The organism is Pseudomonas putida, assembly GCF_050990305.1.
Classification (GTDB): Bacteria; Pseudomonadota; Gammaproteobacteria; order Pseudomonadales; family Pseudomonadaceae; genus Aquipseudomonas; species Aquipseudomonas putida_AH.
The window spans coordinates 1,128,655-1,146,584 of record NZ_CP158817.1; the positions used below are offsets into that span (position 1 = coordinate 1,128,655).

At 60.5% G+C, this 17,930-nt stretch carries 15 protein-coding genes; 8 read left to right on the forward strand and 7 right to left on the reverse strand.

Features of this window, described 5'->3' with window-relative positions; all coding sequences use genetic code 11:
• Positions 1–5: 5 nt before the first annotated feature.
• From ptsP to ABTV22_RS05140, 6 genes are all read right to left on the reverse strand, one after another.
• Complete coding sequence (ptsP, locus tag ABTV22_RS05115) at positions 6–2,522, reverse strand: phosphoenolpyruvate--protein phosphotransferase (RefSeq protein WP_433738852.1); 2,517 nt, start codon at positions 2,520–2,522, stop codon at positions 6–8.
• A 143-nt stretch (positions 2,523–2,665) separates the two neighbouring features.
• The gene (locus ABTV22_RS05120) at positions 2,666–3,688 is read right to left on the reverse strand and encodes an SIS domain-containing protein (RefSeq protein ID WP_433738853.1); all 1,023 of its coding nucleotides are present in this window, start codon (positions 3,686–3,688) and stop codon (positions 2,666–2,668) included.
• The gene (gene nagA, locus ABTV22_RS05125) at positions 3,669–4,775 is read right to left on the reverse strand and encodes an N-acetylglucosamine-6-phosphate deacetylase (protein ID WP_433738854.1); all 1,107 of its coding nucleotides are present in this window, start codon (positions 4,773–4,775) and stop codon (positions 3,669–3,671) included. Before nagA ends, ABTV22_RS05120 begins: the two co-directional genes overlap by 20 nt.
• A 47-nt stretch (positions 4,776–4,822) precedes the next feature.
• A complete protein-coding gene (locus ABTV22_RS05130) occupies positions 4,823–5,554 on the reverse strand; it encodes a GntR family transcriptional regulator (protein ID WP_433738855.1) in 732 nt (243 codons plus the stop codon).
• Positions 5,555–6,039: 485 nt separating this feature from the next.
• Positions 6,040–6,543: a L,D-transpeptidase family protein gene (locus tag ABTV22_RS05135; protein WP_433738856.1), complete on the reverse strand. Its 504-nt coding sequence runs from the start codon at positions 6,541–6,543 to the stop codon at positions 6,040–6,042.
• A gap of 106 nt (positions 6,544–6,649) precedes the next feature.
• On the reverse strand, positions 6,650–7,201 hold the full coding sequence (locus ABTV22_RS05140; RefSeq protein WP_433738857.1) for an NUDIX hydrolase: 552 nt from the start codon (positions 7,199–7,201) through the stop codon (positions 6,650–6,652).
• Positions 7,202–7,348: 147 nt separating this feature from the next.
• On the opposite strand from ABTV22_RS05140, the gene ABTV22_RS05145 reads away from it, so the two are divergent.
• From ABTV22_RS05145 to guaA, 8 genes are all read left to right on the forward strand, one after another.
• Entirely contained in the window at positions 7,349–7,948 is a 600-nt protein-coding gene (locus ABTV22_RS05145; RefSeq protein WP_433738858.1) for a CoA pyrophosphatase, read from the forward strand.
• 47 nt (positions 7,949–7,995) lie between these two features.
• Complete coding sequence (locus ABTV22_RS05150) at positions 7,996–8,520, forward strand: gamma carbonic anhydrase family protein (protein WP_323626767.1); 525 nt, start codon at positions 7,996–7,998, stop codon at positions 8,518–8,520.
• Positions 8,517–8,732, forward strand: a complete 216-nt coding sequence (locus ABTV22_RS05155; RefSeq protein ID WP_433738859.1) for a DUF1289 domain-containing protein — start codon at positions 8,517–8,519, stop codon at positions 8,730–8,732. Before ABTV22_RS05150 ends, ABTV22_RS05155 begins: the two co-directional genes overlap by 4 nt.
• A 129-nt stretch (positions 8,733–8,861) precedes the next feature.
• On the forward strand, positions 8,862–9,329 hold the full coding sequence (locus ABTV22_RS05160) for a preQ0 transporter (protein WP_433738860.1): 468 nt from the start codon (positions 8,862–8,864) through the stop codon (positions 9,327–9,329).
• Between the two features lie 100 nt (positions 9,330–9,429).
• Entirely contained in the window at positions 9,430–10,611 is a 1,182-nt protein-coding gene (gene purT / locus ABTV22_RS05165; protein ID WP_433738861.1) for a formate-dependent phosphoribosylglycinamide formyltransferase, read from the forward strand.
• Positions 10,612–10,812: 201 nt separating this feature from the next.
• On the forward strand, positions 10,813–11,361 hold the full coding sequence (locus ABTV22_RS05170; RefSeq protein WP_433738862.1) for a sugar ABC transporter ATPase: 549 nt from the start codon (positions 10,813–10,815) through the stop codon (positions 11,359–11,361).
• Positions 11,362–11,530: 169 nt separating this feature from the next.
• A complete protein-coding gene (gene guaB, locus ABTV22_RS05175) occupies positions 11,531–13,000 on the forward strand; it encodes an IMP dehydrogenase (RefSeq protein WP_433738863.1) in 1,470 nt (489 codons plus the stop codon).
• A 98-nt stretch (positions 13,001–13,098) separates the two neighbouring features.
• Positions 13,099–14,676 carry a glutamine-hydrolyzing GMP synthase gene (gene guaA, locus ABTV22_RS05180; protein WP_433738864.1) on the forward strand — a complete coding sequence of 526 codons (1,578 nt, stop codon included), beginning with the start codon at positions 13,099–13,101 and terminating at the stop codon, positions 14,674–14,676.
• Positions 14,677–14,776: 100 nt separating this feature from the next.
• Here guaA and ABTV22_RS05185 read toward each other — a convergent pair whose 3' ends face one another.
• The gene (locus ABTV22_RS05185) at positions 14,777–17,860 is read right to left on the reverse strand and encodes a membrane-targeted effector domain-containing toxin (protein ID WP_433738865.1); all 3,084 of its coding nucleotides are present in this window, start codon (positions 17,858–17,860) and stop codon (positions 14,777–14,779) included.
• Between the last annotated feature and the right edge of the window lie 70 nt (positions 17,861–17,930).

A 17,930-nucleotide genomic window follows, 5' to 3' on the forward strand; every position in this document is an offset into this window, starting at 1 on the left:
GTTCTTTAGCTCAGAGGCCAATGTTGGTGACAGGCATGACGCACTGCGCTGGCGCTGCTCAGCATGAGCAGGTCCTGGCTGATGCGACGGCATTCGCGGGCGTCGAGGTGGCGCACGCGGTCCTTGATTTCACCGACCTGCACTGGGCTCACCGACAGTTCGCTCACCCCCAGGCCGATCAACACCGGCGTGGCCAGCGGATCGGATGCCAGCGCGCCACAAACCCCAACCCAGCGTCCGTGCTGCGCGGCACCGGCGCAGGTTTGAGCGATCAATCGCAGCAGCGCCGGGTGCAGGGCATCGACCCGCGAGGCGAGGCCGGCGTGGTCGCGGTCCATGGCCAGGGTGTATTGCGACAAATCGTTGGTGCCGATGGACAGAAAGTCCGCGTGTTCGGCCAGTTGCTCGGCCAGCAGCGCGGCGGCTGGCACTTCGATCATCACGCCCAGCTCCGGTCGCTGATACAGGCCCAGTTCGGTGCACAAGGCGTCGAGACGCTGGCGGATGTGCAGCAACTCATCGACTTCGGTGACCATCGGCAGCAGGATTCTGCAACGAGACAGCGGAGTGACATGCAGCAGGGCGCGTAGTTGTTGGTCGAGCAATTCCGGTCGGGCCTGGGCCAGGCGAATGCCGCGCAGGCCGAGTACCGGGTTGGCTTCGGCGGGCAGAGGTAGATAGTCGAGTTGTTTGTCGCCACCGACGTCGATGGTGCGGATGATCACCGACTTGTCGCCCATGGCATCAAGCACGGCTTGATAGGCGCGGTGTTGTTCCTGTTCGTCTGGTGCGGTATGGCGGTCGACGAACAGAAATTCGGTACGCAATAGGCCAACGCCGTCCGCGCCGTTGGCCAGGGCATCCGCGGCTTCGGCGCTGGAAGCGACGTTCGCGGCGACCTCGATGCGCAGTCCATCGCCGGTTCTCGCCGGTGTGTGCGCTTGGGATTGTTGCTCTTTACGACGTTGCTCGCGCTGCATGTGCGCCTGATGTACCTGAGCCAGACGCTCGGCGCTGGGCACCAGTTCGAGGCGACCACTGTCGGCGTCCAGCACCACTGCCTGACCTTGCTCCTGATCCAACAGCGCCGAGCCGAGCGCAACCATGCATGGCAATCCCTTGCCGCGCGCGAGGATCGCGACATGGGAGGTCGCGCCACCTTCGACCATGCACAACCCGGCTACACCTTGCTGACTCAGCTGCAGCAGATCCGAGGGGGTGAGTTCGTGAGCGGCAGCGATGGCACCCGGCGCTATGTCGTAATGCCAGGCTTCACCAAGCAGGGCGCGCAGCACCCGTTGTTTGAGATCGCGCAGGTCGTTGGCGCGTTCGGCCAGCAGCGAACTGCCCAATTGCTGGAGCACCTCGCACTGGGCATCGATCGATTGGCTCCAGGCGTGGGTCGCGGCGCTGCCCTGGTCGATGGACAGATTGGCGGCGTCTAGCAAGGCCGGGTCTTCGAGCAGGGCGAGATGGGCAGCGAAGATGGCTTCTTCGTCGGTGTTCTTGTGTTTTCTGGCCTGGGTCAGGGTGCCGGCGATTTCGCTGCGCACCTGGGTCAGCGCAGTGTCGAGGGCCTGACGTTGCTGGATCGGATCATTGTCCCCGGCATCCACCGGCAGACTGATCGCGCTCAAGCGCACCAGTGGCCCGCCAACCAGCCCGGGGGCGGCGCAGACACCGTGCAAAACACCGGCTTCGGCTGGGCGGTTACGCTGGGCTATCGGGGGCGGCGCAGCGGCGTGATGTTCTTCGGGCAATGGCGTGGACAAGGCCGTCAACAAAGCTTGGAGCGCAGCTTCGGCGTCCGGCCCCTGACAACTGACTTGCACGTCGTCCTGCTCGCCGATGGCCAAACCCATCAGTCCGATCAGGCTGTCGCAGTTTGCCGATTTGCCAGCGAAATGCAGCTTTGATTTGCTCTTGAAACCTTGGGCCGTCTGCCGAATCAGCGCCGCTGGCCGCGCATGCAAACCGCCACGCAGGGCAATGCGAATGTGACCGATCTGTTCTTCGCCGACGCCTTCTACCTCCGTCGTGGCACCCACGCCATGGCGGCGAATGATGTGCAGCAGTGGCTCGCCGACCTTCACTGATTTAAGTGTGATGGGGCGAGCCTGAAAGTCCTGGCTGTTGGTGAGGATCAACAGGCTGACCAGGCTTTTGCACTGCTGCGCGACTTTGTCCTGATCGTAGCGCAGCAGCGGTTGGCCGTTGGCGACCCGCGCCCCTTCCTGGACCAGCATCGAAAAGCCCTGGCCTTGCAGTTCGACGGTGTCCAGGCCCAGGTGCAGCAGCAGTTCTGCACCGTTGTCGGCGCGCAGGGTCACGGCGTGGCCGGTGCGCGCGACATGCACCACGACGCCGGCGCACGGCGCGTGCAGGGTGTCGTTCAACGGGTCGATGGCGATCCCGTCGCCCATGGCGCCGCTGGCAAACACCGCATCCGGCACTTTGGCGAGGGTGAGCACCGGGCCGCTGAGCGGGGCGCTTAAAGTCAGCTCTTTATTGTTGTTGTGCATGGCTCGGTCTCAAAAAAAGTTCGGATCAACACATCCCTTGTAGGAGCCGAGCTTGCTCGCGATGACGTCGGTACATCCGATGGTTCATCTGCGGCTGGAATGCCGTCATCGCGAGCAAGCTCGGCTCCTACAGGGCGGTGGTGTTAGTGGGTGCGCGTGACTTTGCTCAGGTGCCGTGGCTGGTCCGGGTCCATGCCGCGTGCAACGGCCAAACCGGCAGCCATTACGTAGAAACTCTGGATCGCCAGGATCGGATCGAGGGCCGGGTGTTCGGCGCGGGTCAGGGTCAGGTCGCGTTCGCTCACATCATCCGGCGCCGCCAGCAACACCCGGGCACCGCGTTGGCGCATGTCTGCCGCCAGGCTCAGCAGGCCGGCCTGCTCGGCACCGCGTGGGGCGAAAATCAGCAATGGGTAATGTTCGTCGATCAGCGCCATCGGGCCGTGACGGACTTCAGCGCTGCTGAAGGCTTCGGCCTGAATCGCCGAGGTTTCCTTGAATTTCAGCGCCGCTTCCTGAGCGATGGCAAAACCGGCGCCGCGGCCGATCACCATCAAACGCTGGCAATCACGCAGGGCTTCGATGGCCGGGCTCCAGTCCTGTCGGGCGGCCTCGCGCAAGCCTTCGGGCAAGGCGCGGCCGGCTTCGAGCAGTTCAGCGTCTTCTTTCCAGTGGCCGATCAAACGGGCGCTGGCGCTGAGGGTGGCGATGAAACTCTTGGTGGCGGCGACACTGCTTTCAGTGCCGGCCAGCAGCGGCAGGCTGAATTCGCAAGCGGCTTCCAGCGGCGAGTCGGCGGCATTGACCATCGAAATGCTCAGCGCCCCACGTTTGCGCAACAGGCGCAGGCTGTTGACCAGGTCCGGGCTCTGTCCCGATTGCGAAAAGGCGAACGCCACCTGGCCACTGACCTTCAGCGGCGCCTGTTGCATGGTCACCACTGACATGGGCACCGACGACACCGGGATACCCAGCAATTGCATGGTCAGGTAGGCGAAGTAACTGGCGGCATGGTCGGAACTGCCGCGAGCCACGGTCATGACCACTTGCGGTGGCTGACGGCGCAAGCGCCCGGCGATCTCGATCATTGATGGGTCGAGCTGCTGCAGTTGAGCATGCACTGCCTCGAACGAGGACAGCGCCTCTTCAAGCATTTTTGAAGTCAATGTCTTCTCCTTCGACCATGACGGCGGTCAGTTTCAGTGAGCGATCCAGGCGCACGCAGTCGGCCCAGGCACCGGGTTGCAGGCGGCCGCGTTCGTTGAGGCCGAGGTAATCGGCGGGGAATTGCGACAGGCGTTGCGAGGCTTCGGCGATGGGCAGGCCGATCTTCACCAGATTGCGCAAAGCCTGGTCCATGGTCAGGGTGCTGCCGGCCAGGGTGCCGTCGGGCAGGCGCACACCGCCCAGGCATTTGGTCACGGTGTGGCTGCCCAGCTTGTATTCGCCGTCAGGCATGCCCGCGGCGGCGGTGGAATCGGTGACGCAATACAGGCACGGGATCGAGCGCAGGGCCACGCGGATCGCACCGGGGTGCACATGCAGCAAGTCCGGGATCAGTTCGGCATATTTTGCGTGGGCCAGCGCCGCGCCAACGATGCCTGGTTCGCGGTGATGCAGCGGGCTCATGGCGTTATAAAGGTGAGTGAAGCTGGTGACGCCGGCCTCCAGCGCGGCCACGCCTTCTTCGTAGCTGCCCAGGGTATGGCCGATCTGCATGCGCACACCGCGCGCGCTGAGTGTACGGATCAGCGCCTCGTGGCCGGCGATTTCCGGGGCGATGGTGATGACGCGAATCGGCGCCAGGGCCAGGTATTGCTCGACTTCGGCCATCATTGCCGTGTGGGCGAAATTCGGTTGCGCACCGAGTTTGCCGGGATTGATGTAGGGGCCTTCGAGGTGCACACCGAGCACCCGGGCGCTGCCCTTGGGTCGATCCGCACAGAACTCGCCGATGGCCTTGAGCACCCGGGAAATCTCTTCGCTTGGCGCGGTCATGGTGGTGGCCAGCAGCGAGGTGGTGCCGAAGCGCACATGGGTCCGGGTGATGGTTTCGAAGGCGGGTGCGCCTTCCATGATGTCTTTGCCACCGCCGCCGTGAACGTGCAGGTCGATGAAGCCCGGCAACAGGTAGGGCAAGTCATTATCTGCCGGATCGCAGGGCACGCCTTCGATCGACACGACCTTGCCGTGTTCGTGATGCAGCCGGCCGCGAACCCAGCCCTGGGCGGTGAGGATGTTGTCTTCGGACATGACGGGGTCTCGGAGTTAGCGACGAAGTTCTTTATCTACGAAGCTCTTTACCTGCGAAGCTCTGCGACAAAGTCGTAGTAATCGTTGCGGCAATAGGTGTCGGTGACTTCGATCGGCGTGTTGTCTTCCAGGTAGCCCACCCGGGTCATCAGCAACATGGCAGTGCCAGGGGCGATGCCGACCAGCGCGGCGAACTCGTCCGAGGCGTTGATGGCCTGGATGTGTTGCAAGGCGCGGACAACGGGTTTGCCGATGCCATCGAGGTATTCGTAAAGGGAGTCGCCCACCGCCTGCGGCTTAGGAATGATCGAAGCGGGCAGGGTGCTCATCTCGATGGCCATCACCGTGTCGTCGGCTTTGCGCAAGCGCTTGAGGCGCGCCACCTTGTCGTTGGGTGACAGGCCGAGACGGATCAGCTCTTCGTGGGTCGGCAGGGTGATTTCCCGCTCCAGCCATTGGGAGCCAGGGACAAACCCCTTGAGGCGCAGCATTTCGCTGAAACCCGACAGGCGCGACAGCGGTTGTTCCAGGCGTGGCGTGATGAAGGTGCCGGAACCCTGATTACGGCGGATCAGGCCTTGTTCGAGCAGCACTTCCAGTGCCTTGCGCGCCGTGACTCGGGAAATTCCCAGCATTTCGCTCAAATTGCGTTCCGAGGGCATCGCTTGCTCGGCTTTCCATTGGCCGGCATGGATCGCAGTTTCCAGATTGCGCGCCAGTTGCAGGTACAACGGCGTGGGCTGGGAGTCGTCGGGGCGCAGGGCGTGGAGGTCGTTCATGTTGGGGTTTCCGATGCGGTTATAGGATTGTTGTCGCACGGTTGTGGGACAAAAGCTAATACCACTTGAATACCATGTCAACGCGGGTGGTGGGCGCTGGCGCAGTAAAGCTGGCCGCTTTTGGCGACCAAGAGGTTGCTTGGTTTTAAGTGGTATTAGTGGTGGGGGATTCAGAAGCAAAGATCGCAGCCTGCGGCAGCGCCTACAGGTGCAAGTGGTATCTGCCCTGTAGGCGCTGCCGAAGGCTGCGATCTTTTGAATTTATTTTTTGAAGGCGACCGAAGGTAGAGGTCAAACGCAGAAATTCCAGCTGGCTCGGTCAACTGTGGTGAGGGGATTTATCCCCGTTGTGCTGCGAAGCAGTGCCAAAACCGGTCATTACAGTCTTGCCGGCACACCGCGTTCGCTGATTTACGACTGCTTCGCAGCCGGACGGGGATAAATCCCCTCGCCACAAAAAATCTCACATGCCAGAAAAGAGGAGACTACGGACGAATTTCGATCATCGTGCCATCGGGCACCAGGTTCCAGATTTCACGCATGTCCACGTTGCGCATGGCGACACAGCCGTCGGTCCAGTCGAGGGTGTGAAACAAGGCTTCAGGGTTGTCTTCGGTGTCGGGGGTGCCGTGGATCATGATCATGCCGCCCGGATCGACGCCTTCACGCCGTGATCGGGCGGAGTCGCTGATGTTCGGGTAGGAGATGTGCATCGCCAGGTTGAATTTGTCACTGACCTTGCGCCAGTCGATCCAATAGAAGCCTTCAGGGGTGCGGCGGTCGCCTTCCATCAGCTTCTGTCCCCTGGGATTGCGGCCCAGGGAAATGCGATAGGTCTTGAGTGGCTTGCCGTCATTGATCAATTGCAATTGGTGGGCAGACTTGAGAACCAGGATTTTTTCGATGACCTTGCCGTCCAGCGACCCCACGGCAGACGCCTGGGATACCGCAACGAACGACAAGCAGAACAGGGCAAGCAACCAGCGCATTGAAACGATTCCCCAGCAGGTGTCGCGACTATGTATTTATAGATGTTTTTGTAGGAGCTGCCGCAGGCTGCGATCTTTCAGCGCCTGCAATGGTGCCCAAATTGAATCAAGTGATGACTGACTGAGCGAGCGGGGGGATCGATTCAGACCGTACGGGATAGACCTCGGCCCGCCGGTCAGCGAAGAAGCATTCTAAGGTACGGCCCACCGTGCGGAAAGCCAGCTCGTCCCAAGGGATGTCCGCTTCGTCGAATAATTGCACTTCGAGGCTTTCGGGGCCGGCAGAAAAGTCCAGATCGGCCAGTTCGGCGCGGAAGAACACGTGCACCTGGCTGATATGCGGCACATCGATCAGCGTATAGATACTCAGGTTGCGTACCCGGGCACAGGCTTCCTCGGCGGTTTCGCGAACAGCCGCCTGTTCGATGGTTTCGCCGTTTTCCATGAAACCGGCGGGGAGGGTCCAAAAGCCCAAGCGCGGCTCGATGGCACGGCGGCACAGCAAGACCTTGGTGCCCCAGGTCGCCAGGCAGCCGGCGACGATATTGGGGTTCTGGTAGTGAATGGCCTGGCAACTGTCGCAGACATAACGCAGGCGCGAATCGCCTTCGGGAATGCGTTGGGTGACCGGGTTGCCGCACTGGCTGCAAAATTTCATGCTTGGGTTCCTGAATGCTGCGCCTATCTTGGCGTGCGCCGGTGTCTGTCGGCAAGTTGTCGTTTAGCGACACGCCGCTATCCGGGGGCTTGGGCGACTCAAGCGATTGGTGCATGATGCGGAGTAAGGCACAGATCGAGAACACTCATGCTGGATGAGCTACTGCATCGGGTAAGTCAACACACCCCGCGTACGCTGGAGACTGACCGTCGTTTCCCCGAGGCCGCCGTGTTGGTGCCCATTACTCGCAGTGACGAGCCGGAACTGGTTCTGACCCTGCGAGCCAGCGGGCTCTCGACCCACGGCGGCGAAGTCGCTTTCCCCGGTGGTCGGCGCGACCCCGAAGACCCAGACCTGGTGTTCACCGCCCTGCGCGAAGCCGAAGAAGAGATAGGCCTGCCGCCTGGGCTGGTCGAAGTGATCGGCCCGTTGAGCCCGTTGATCTCCCTGCACGGCATCAAGGTCACCCCTTATGTGGGGGTGATTCCGGATTTCGTCGAATACCAGGCCAACGATGCCGAAATCGCCGCGGTGTTCAGCGTCCCTCTCGAATTCTTCCGTGAAGACCCGCGGGAACACACCCATCGCATCGATTACCAGGGGCGCAGTTGGTATGTGCCGAGTTATCGCTATGGCGAGTTCAAGATCTGGGGGCTGACGGCGATCATGGTTGTCGAGTTGATCAATCTGCTCTATGACGCGAAGATCAGCCTGCACCAACCACCGAAAAGTTTTATCAACACCTGAAGCCATCATTCGAATGGCCTGAACACGCGAAGCCTGAGGACAACACGATGAAATACCGCCTGGGCGACGCCCGTGTCGAAACCCACCCACAGAGCTGGGTCGCACCCAATGCGGTGCTGGTGGGCAAGGTCAAACTGGAAGAGGGCGCCAACGTCTGGTTCAACGCCGTGCTGCGTGGCGACAACGAGTTGATCCTGATCGGCAAGAACAGCAATGTCCAGGACGGCACCGTGATGCACACCGACATGGGTTACCCGCTGACCATCGGCACCGGCGTGACCATTGGCCACAACGCCATGCTGCATGGCTGCACCGTGGGTGACTACAGTCTGATCGGCATCAATGCCGTCATCCTCAATGGCGCGAAAATCGGTAAGAACTGCATCATCGGCGCCAATTCGCTGATCGGCGAAGGCAAGGAGATTCCGGACGGTTCGCTGGTCATGGGTTCACCGGGCAAGGTGGTGCGCGAACTGACCGAAGCGCAGAAAAAGATGCTGGAAGCCAGCGCCGCCCACTATGTACATAACTCGCAGCGTTACGCCCGCGACCTGGCCGAGCAGGAAGAATGAACACGCCAGAACGCCCGGTGTTATCGCCCTGCGTGAACATTTGCGCCCTGGATGACGATGACATTTGCACCGGTTGCCAGCGCACAGTGGAAGAAATCACCCGGTGGAGCCGGATGGACAACGCAGAACGCCGCAAGGTGCTGGAGTTGTGCCATGAGCGGGCCAAGTCCAGTGGGTTGGTGTGGATGATGGGTAAAACACCCGGTCAGTAACCCGAAGATCAAACGATCGCAGCCTTCGGCAGCTCCTACACGATTCCCTGTAGGAGCTGCCGAAGGCTGCGATCTTTTGATTTTGTTTTTGGCGGCAGTATCCTGTGCACCAATTTGACAGGTACTTCCATGCTCTTCCTCATCGCCTACATCAGCAGCGTCGTGCTGATCAACTTCGCCTTTTCCACCGCCCCGCACCTGGACATCATCTGGTCGGCTTGGGGTGGGCTGGTGTTCATCCTGCGCGACATGGTGCAAACCCGCTTCGGCCACGGTGCCATTGCGGCGATGCTCGCGGCATTGGTGCTGTCCTATATCACCTCCGATCCGTCCATCGCCCTGGCCAGCGCCACGGCGTTTGCAGTCTCCGAGTGCATCGACTGGCTGGTGTTCAGCATTACCAAGCGCCCATTGCATGATCGCTTGTGGATAAGTTCGGCCCTGAGCATTCCCTTGGATACCTTTATCTTCTTCGGCATGATCGATGCCCTGACTCCACCGGTCATCTTCACCGCCCTGGGCTCGAAATTCGCCGGTGTGACGGTGGTGTGGCTGATCATGGCCTGGCGCCTGCGCAAACAGGCCCTCGCCAGCTGAAGCCAAACCTTGCAGTTCATGTAAAATGCCGCGCTTTCTCCCCATGGATCGCGCGTATTGCGCCGTATCCTCGATGATCCGCTCCCTTGAGGACCTTCAGATGACCCGTATCGGAACTCCATTGTCGCCCACGGCGACCCGCGTATTGATGTGTGGCTGTGGCGAGCTGGGCAAGGAAGTGGTGATCGAGCTGCAACGCCTGGGCGTTGAAGTGATTGCCGTGGACCGTTACGCCAATGCGCCGGCCATGCAAGTCGCACACCGCAGCCACGTGATCAATATGCTCGACGGCGCGGCCCTGCGTGCGGTCATCGAAGCCGAGAAGCCGCACTTCATCGTGCCGGAAATCGAAGCCATCGCCACCGCGACCCTGGTGGAACTGGAAGCCGAAGGCTTCACCGTGATCCCGACGGCACGCGCCACGCAGTTGACCATGAACCGCGAAGGTATCCGTCGTCTGGCCGCCGAAGAGCTGGACCTGCCAACTTCGCCGTACCACTTTGCCGACACCTTCGAGGACTACAGCAAGGCCGTTGAAGACCTCGGTTTTCCGTGCGTGGTCAAGCCGGTCATGAGTTCGTCGGGCAAGGGCCAGAGCCTGCTGCGCAGCACCGATGACGTGAAGAAAGCCTGGGACTACGCACAGGAAGGCGGCCGTGCCGGCAAAGGCCGGGTGATCATCGAAGGCTTCATCGATTTCGACTACGAAATCACCCTGCTGACCGTGCGCCACGTCGGTGGCACGACGTTCCTGGCGCCGGTCGGCCACCGTCAGGAGAAAGGCGACTACCAGGAATCCTGGCAGCCCCAAGCCATGAGCCCGATTGCCCTGGCCGAATCCGAGCGCGTGGCCAAGGCCGTTACCGAAGCCTTGGGCGGTCGTGGTCTGTTCGGCGTCGAACTGTTCATCAAGGGCGACCAAGTGTGGTTCAGCGAAGTCTCGCCACGTCCGCACGACACCGGCATGGTCACGATGATTTCCCAGGACCTGTCGCAGTTCGCCCTGCATGCACGGGCGATCCTCGGCCTGCCGATCCCGGTGGTGCGTCAGTTCGGGCCTTCGGCCTCGGCGGTGATTCTGGTGGAAGGGCAGTCGACCCAGACCGCGTTCGCCAATCTGGGCGCCGCCTTGAGCGAGCCGGATACCGCGCTGCGCCTGTTCGGCAAGCCTGAGGTCAACGGTCAGCGCCGCATGGGTGTGGCACTGGCGCGCGACGAGTCGATCGAAGCGGCCCGCGCCAAGGCGACCCGTGCTTCCCAAGCGGTTGTCGTCGAGCTGTAAAAATCGCTGCGGGCGGCCCGTAACCCTGTGGGAGCGGGCTTGCCCGCGATAGCGTCAGCACATCCAACATTGATGTCGACTGTTCCACCGCAATCGCGGGCAAGCCCGCTCCCACAGGTTAAGCGATCCACCCCGGTTTTCGGGGCGACCTATAATTTGTGGTGCTCAAGACCCTTCACCATTGCTCCAGGCCTGTACTCCATGAATTCGCAAAGCATCATCGTCCCGAAAATCTCCACACTGCCGGTGCACGAGCCCCGGGCTCGGGCGATTGTGCGGTGGCTGGTGCGCAAGAACATCATCAAGGAAGAGCTGACCACATGCGGCCGCACGGGCAATCGCATGGCTCACGCCATTGGCGAAGGCGCGCGCGAGGTGGTGCTGCACCCGGAGGTTTTGCCGTTTGGCGAGCCGATCAATGGCCTGGAGATCATCACCAAACGCTGCATCTACACGCCGGCCAAGGGGTTTCTAGGCGAGGCGGGTTGCGCCGAATGCCGCCAGGAAGTGGGTGAAGCCCTGTTTGAAAGCCTGGAAGACTGGATGCCGGGACGTACCGACAACTTCACCTGCCCGGAATGCGGGCATGAAGACGACATCAACGGCTTTCTGTTCCTGCAAGAATGCGGCTTCTCTAACCTGGGCTTCATTTTCAACAACTGGGCCGAAGCCGGGTTCAAGCAGAGTTTTCTCGACGAGTTTGCCGATTGGCTGGATCAGCCAGTGAGTTGGATTAAGGTAGAACTGTAGGAGCGAGGCCGTTTGGCGGTTTGACGGGTTGCATCAGGAACCAAGCGGATTTTGGCGCGAGAAACCCCGTCGATCACCGCATCGATAATAGACAGAGTTTTACATTGAACCCGAAGGGGTGTCTGACTATAATGGCGCGCTTCCATTTTCCCGCTCGGGAGCCCCCGCGATGCTGCGTATCAGCCAAGAAGCTCTGACATTCGACGACATTCTCCTAGTGCCCGGTTATTCCGAGGTGCTTCCTAACGAAGTCAGTCTGAAAACCCGCCTTACCCGTGGCATCGAGCTGAACATTCCTCTGGTTTCTGCCGCCATGGACACCGTTACTGAAGCCCGTCTGGCAATTGCCATGGCTCAGGAAGGTGGCATCGGCATCATCCACAAGAACATGACCATCGAGCAGCAAGCTGCCGAAGTCCGCAAGGTCAAGAAGTTCGAAGCTGGCGTCGTCAAAGACCCGATCACCATCGAGGCTGACGCCACGGTCCGTGACCTGTTCGAACTGACCCGCCTGCACAACATCTCCGGCGTTCCGGTACTGCACGATGGCGACCTGGTTGGCATCGTCACTTCCCGTGACGTGCGTTTCGAAAACCGTCTGGACGCCAGTGTCCGTGAAGTGATGACGCCTAAAGAGCGTCTGGTCACGGTCAAGGAAGGCGCCGACAAGAACGACGTTCGCGAATTGCTGCACAAGCACCGCATCGAACGCGTGCTGATCGTCGACGACAAGTTCGCCCTCAAGGGCATGATGACCGTCAACGACATCGAAAAAGCCAAGGCTTACCCGCTGGCCAGCAAGGACGATCAAGGTCGTCTGCGCGTCGGCGCTGCCGTCGGCACCGGTAAAGACACCGGTGACCGTGTTGCCGCCCTGGTCAATGCCGGCGTTGACGTGGTGGTGGTCGACACCGCCCACGGTCACTCCAAAGGCGTGATCGACCGCGTTCGCTGGGTCAAGGAAAACTACCCGCAAGTGCAGGTCATCGGCGGCAACATCGCCACCGGCGCTGCCGCCAAGGCCCTGGCCGAAGCTGGCGCTGACGCAGTCAAGGTCGGTATCGGCCCTGGCTCGATCTGCACCACTCGTATCGTCGCCGGTGTCGGCGTCCCGCAAATCAGTGCCATCGCCAACGTCGCCGCTGCCCTTGAAGGCACCGGTGTTCCGTTGATCGCCGACGGCGGCATCCGCTTCTCCGGTGACCTGTCCAAGGCCATCGTTGCCGGTGCTTCCTGCGTGATGATGGGCTCGATGTTCGCCGGTACCGAAGAGGCGCCGGGCGAAATCGAACTGTTCCAGGGCCGTTCGTACAAGGCTTACCGTGGCATGGGTTCGCTGGGCGCCATGTCCCAGGCTCAAGGTTCCTCCGACCGTTACTTCCAGGACTCCTCGGCAGGCGCCGAGAAGTTGGTTCCGGAAGGCATCGAAGGGCGTGTTCCGTACAAGGGCACCCTGAGCGCGATCATCCACCAGTTGATGGGCGGCCTGCGTTCCTCGATGGGCTACACCGGTAGCGCCAACATCGAACAAATGCGCACCATCCCTGAATTCGTGCGGATCACCGGCGCTGGCATGGCCGAGTCCCACGTGCATGACGTACAGATCACCAAGGAAGCGCCAAACTACCGCGTAGGTTGAGCCTTCAAGTAAAAAGTTAACGACCGGGGCTGTTTGATTCAGCCCCGAGTTGTTTCTGAATCACGACTGTTTCTGAATGACTTAGACGAGACTGAATCATGGCCCTCGATATTCACGCTCACCGCATCCTGATCCTCGACTTCGGTTCCCAATACACCCAACTGATCGCCCGCCGCGTGCGTGAAATCGGTGTGTACTGCGAACTGCACCCGTTCGACATGGATGACGAAGCGATCCGCGAATTCGCGCCAAAGGGGATCATCCTCGCCGGCGGCCCGGAGTCGGTACACGTGGCAGACAGCCCGCGTGCACCACAGGCGGTCTGGGACCTGGGCGTACCGGTCTTCGGTATCTGCTACGGCATGCAGACCATGGCCGAGCAACTGGGCGGCAAGGTCGAAGGTTCCGAACTGCGTGAGTTCGGTTACGCCCGTGTCGACGTGGTCGGCAAGAGCCGCCTGCTGGACGGCATCGAAGACCACATCGACGCCGACGGCCTGTTCGGCCTCGACGTGTGGATGAGCCACGGTGACAAGGTCACCAAAATGCCAGGCGACTTCCACATCCTGGCCAGCACCCCGAGCTGCCCGATCGCCGGCATGTTCAACGACGAACGCGCTTACTACGGCGTGCAGTTCCACCCGGAAGTGACCCACACCAAGCAGGGCGGCCGCATCCTGTCGCGCTTCGTCCTCGATATCTGCGGCTGCGAAGCGCTGTGGACGCCGTCGAAGATCGCCGAAGACGCCATTGCCAACATCCGCGCACAGGTCGGCACCGACAACGTGCTGCTGGGCCTGTCCGGCGGTGTGGACTCCTCCGTGGTTGCCGCGCTGTTGCACAAAGCGATCGGCGACCAGCTGACTTGCGTATTCGTCGACAACGGCTTGCTGCGCCTGCACGAAGGCGAGCAAGTGATGGCCATGTTCGCCGAGAACATGGGTGTCAAGGTGATCCGCGCCAACGCTGAGGAGCAGTTCCTCAACAACCTGGCCGGCGAGTCCGACCCTGAGAAGAAGCGTAAGATCATCGGCCGCACCTTCATCGACGTGTTCGATGCCGAATCCTGCAAGCTGGACAACATCAAGTACCTGGCCCAGGGCACCATCTACCCGGACGTGATCGAGTCGGCTGGCGCGAAAAGCGGCAAGGCCCACGTGATCAAGTCGCACCACAACGTGGGCGGCCTGCCGGAAGAAATGAACCTGAAACTGGTCGAGCCGCTGCGCGAACTGTTCAAGGACGAAGTCCGTCGTCTGGGCCTGGAACTGGGTCTGCCGTACGACATGGTCTACCGTCACCCGTTCCCGGGCCCGGGCCTGGGCGTGCGCATCCTCGGCGAAGTGAAGAAGGAATACGCCGACCTGCTGCGTCGCGCCGACCACATCTTCATCGAAGAACTGCGCAAGGCCGACTGGTACCACAAGGTCAGTCAGGCGTTCGTGGTGTTCCAACCAGTGAAATCGGTGGGCGTGGTCGGCGACGGCCGTCGTTACGCCTGGGTCGTGGCCCTGCGCGCCGTGGAAACCATCGACTTCATGACCGCGCGTTGGGCACACCTGCCGTACGAACTGCTGGAAACCGTTTCCGGCCGCATCATCAATGAAATCGAAGGCATCTCCCGCGTCACCTACGACGTGTCGAGCAAGCCGCCGGCGACCATTGAGTGGGAATGATCCGGCACAAGCCTTGATGGCTTGATTGCAGGTAAACAAAAGCCGTGTGAAACAGTGTTTCACACGGCTTTTGTATTTCTGTGGCTTAAAAATGTCCGATTCAGGCAGGAATTCGGCTCTGCAAGCTCAACCCCATCTTGTTCAACCCGGCGGATAACTGCTCGACGCTGGAGAATGGAATACCGCTCACCGACGTCCACGAAGGGCGATCGATCCGATAATGACCGTCGGCCATCGACTCTACGACGGTCCGAACGATCGTATCCTGCTGGTTTCGGTGTACCAAGGTATAAACACCCTCGGACTTTTCGAACAAGTACATCCCCCGGCGATAAAGCAGTCGGGCTGTTTGTTGCGCAGTCCTGATGACCGCGGGAGCCTCGATCTGCAAGTGCAAGTCGGCGTGAAGCGTTTCGACAGCCCCGCGAATGGCACCGTTGTCCTGAATGGGGCTTGCCATGTCGATACCGGTATCAATGGCGACGTCTTGTCCTTCTCCCGGGTTGACCTCGTCTATCCGCAAACCGATGCCGCCTTCCAGTTCGCTGATCCCGGCGAGTCCCCGGAAGGTGTTGGTGCTTTCGGGGCCGGTCAACACCACCCATTTGCCGGGTGGATTGAGTGTCCGGTCTGCAAACATGATGTCGCTTGTCAGGTGATTGGTGATCATTTGCTCGTCCAACGGCAGCAAGGCTGTCGGTTTCCTGTAGTTGGCGGCGCACTCGGTCGCCTGGACACGGATACCATTTTGTCTGGCGGTTTTTACCAGCTCCAGCTCGTTAAATTGTTCCGCAGGGTCGGTGCCGAGTCGGGTCAGATAGGCCTGCAAATCTTCAGGCATCGCCCCCGTTTGGAAATAGTCGTTCAGATCAATCTGCGCAAAGTCGCTGAGCAATCGGCGCACGTAAATGGTTTTCACGCCTTCTGCGGCGAACGACGGCATGTTTTCGATCATCAGGCGCATGCTGGTGATGCGGTCCAGTGTTTCGCCAACCACCAATCCGGGCGCTACTTTGAAAAGGCGTTCAATGAGTGTGCTGAAGGTCGTGGTGGCGTCCACCGCAGGCAAGGGCGGGCGTGGGGGCAGATTGGTCCAGGGAAGATTTTGATAGAAGCGCCTGGCAGATAACTGGAGCACTCTGGATTTCTCTGCGAAGTTAGATGCGTAGCGATCCGGGATAACCAAACCACCTTGCGGACCGAGTTCAAGTTGGACATGGATTTCCCGAAGTCCCAACGCCCATTTTTTAAGACCTGCCCCGGCATGAGGTTCTACGTCATAGGACGTGGTGACCAGTCGCGGTGGCGCCGATGTCGCGGGTTGTGGCTCGCTCGCTTGTAAAACGCCTTCGTCAATGTCGGGTGAAGGCCGGCCATCCCCACCGCGCACCTCCATTTCCAGTTCGACGGGGCACTCTTTACCCAGACATTGGCCTCCAGCCTGCAATCCCAGTTTCGCCATGCGTTCCCACCGGCCTTCAGCATTCAATCGTATCGGCAGAGCGTGGCTGAACTGATTCGGTCTGGCCGGATCGACAATCGCCCAGTAACCACCGCCCCGCGAGTCGGGGAAGTACTGCACGTAATAAGCGGTGTCATTCATCAAGACGGCGTAGGGCGGGTCGGAGTCGAGTCGGTAGATACCCTGGAATTTTCCGGGCTCGGAGGCCGGCGTCTGTCCTTCCAGCAGCTCATTGGCTTGATACCTTTGTGGTATTTCGGGGGGCTGAATAGCTTCTGGCGGCAGGGGCGGGATTTCTACAGTGGGCAGCAGGGCTGTCTCGGATTCCTCGGGGAGGATTGATGGTTCCTGCTCATTGAGTGGAGTGTGCGGCAACTCAGCCGTTTCTGCGGCTTCGACCTCTGCACCCACGTCCTCTATCGCCCCGGCGCCTTTGAGGTAGGGGAGATTGAACAGCGCATCGATGGCGCTGAATATCGCCCCGATCACGCCTTCCTTGCGCTCGCTCGCGGTCTTTGCATTGACGGCCTGATCGATGTTGAGCCCCATGTTGGCCAGGCTGGCACCGATCACCGGCAACGCCACTGGCCAGCCAACGGCCGCCATGGGGCCGAACATCTTCAGGCCTGCGCTCAGGTAGCCGATCCACAGTTTTTTCCGCAGATCGCCATTGGAGGTCAGTGACAGGCCCGCTTCGGCGAACATGGCCGAGCGGGTCGAGTCGCGCAACCAACTGAAGGCATCCCCGGTCACGGGCAGGTCTTTCTGGTTGATCAGGTGATGGTCGGCGCGTCCCCAACTACCCACCAGGTGATTCATCAGATCGGTGATGTTCTCGGTGATGGCCTGGCGCTCGGCCAGCGGAAAATGGTTCATGAATGCACCATGGGGCGCTTCATGGTTCATTTTGGTCAACGCCCACCAATGCATGTCCAAGGGTGTTTCGAGCACATGAAACGACTCTGCCTCACCCGGCACGTAAAGGATCTGTCGACCCTGCATGTCAATGATGCGCAGGATGTCGGTGGTCACGTACCCGGCAATATCCAGCGCGCACACCCGCAGTCCGGCGCCAACAGGTGTTTCACTTTGCAGGCTCTTCAGGCTGATCGGCCACGTCAACGGGCCGATGACTGCGCTCACCACGGTCTGAAAATCCCTGTCAGTCAGTTGACCGCTGTCGCGCGCTTTAACCGCTTTACTGAAAAAGTTGCACTTGGCCAGCGTGCGGAATTCGTCGGAATAATCCTCCCAGAACTTCTGTAGTTTGGTGCGGTAACGCTCGCTGAAATTGATGCTCCAGAAATCTTTCAAGACCTCGTTGCCATGCAATCGCACCTCGTTGCTGGCATCGAAGTTCTTTTCGTCCGGTCCTGCGCTGTAGAAACCGCCGTACAAGTCGAGCAGATCGGCATTGTCCTGATCGGTGGCGCGGAAACGATGGATGACCAGTTGGGTCAGGGTCAGGGACTCATAAGGTTTTTCGTTGTAGTGCTGCCAACCCGTGAACGATGCCGCCTGACTTTGTGCTGATTTGAACCGGTGGAACCAGATCTGATCGGGGTCAAGATCAATGACACCGTGTTTGACGAGCAGGTCGCAGGCTACCTCGTGGGCCGTATCGTGCAAGCTCGGGCAGGCTTTGACGACATGGGCGGCGATCACTTTGAGGGCCGCTTTGTCCGCAGCGTTGGGCAGTGGGTGAATATCGGTCAGTTTCATGGGCGCTCTATCCTTGAGAAATGGGCAATGAAAATGACCCATTCACTCGGGCAAGGTGCGCTGTCCATGT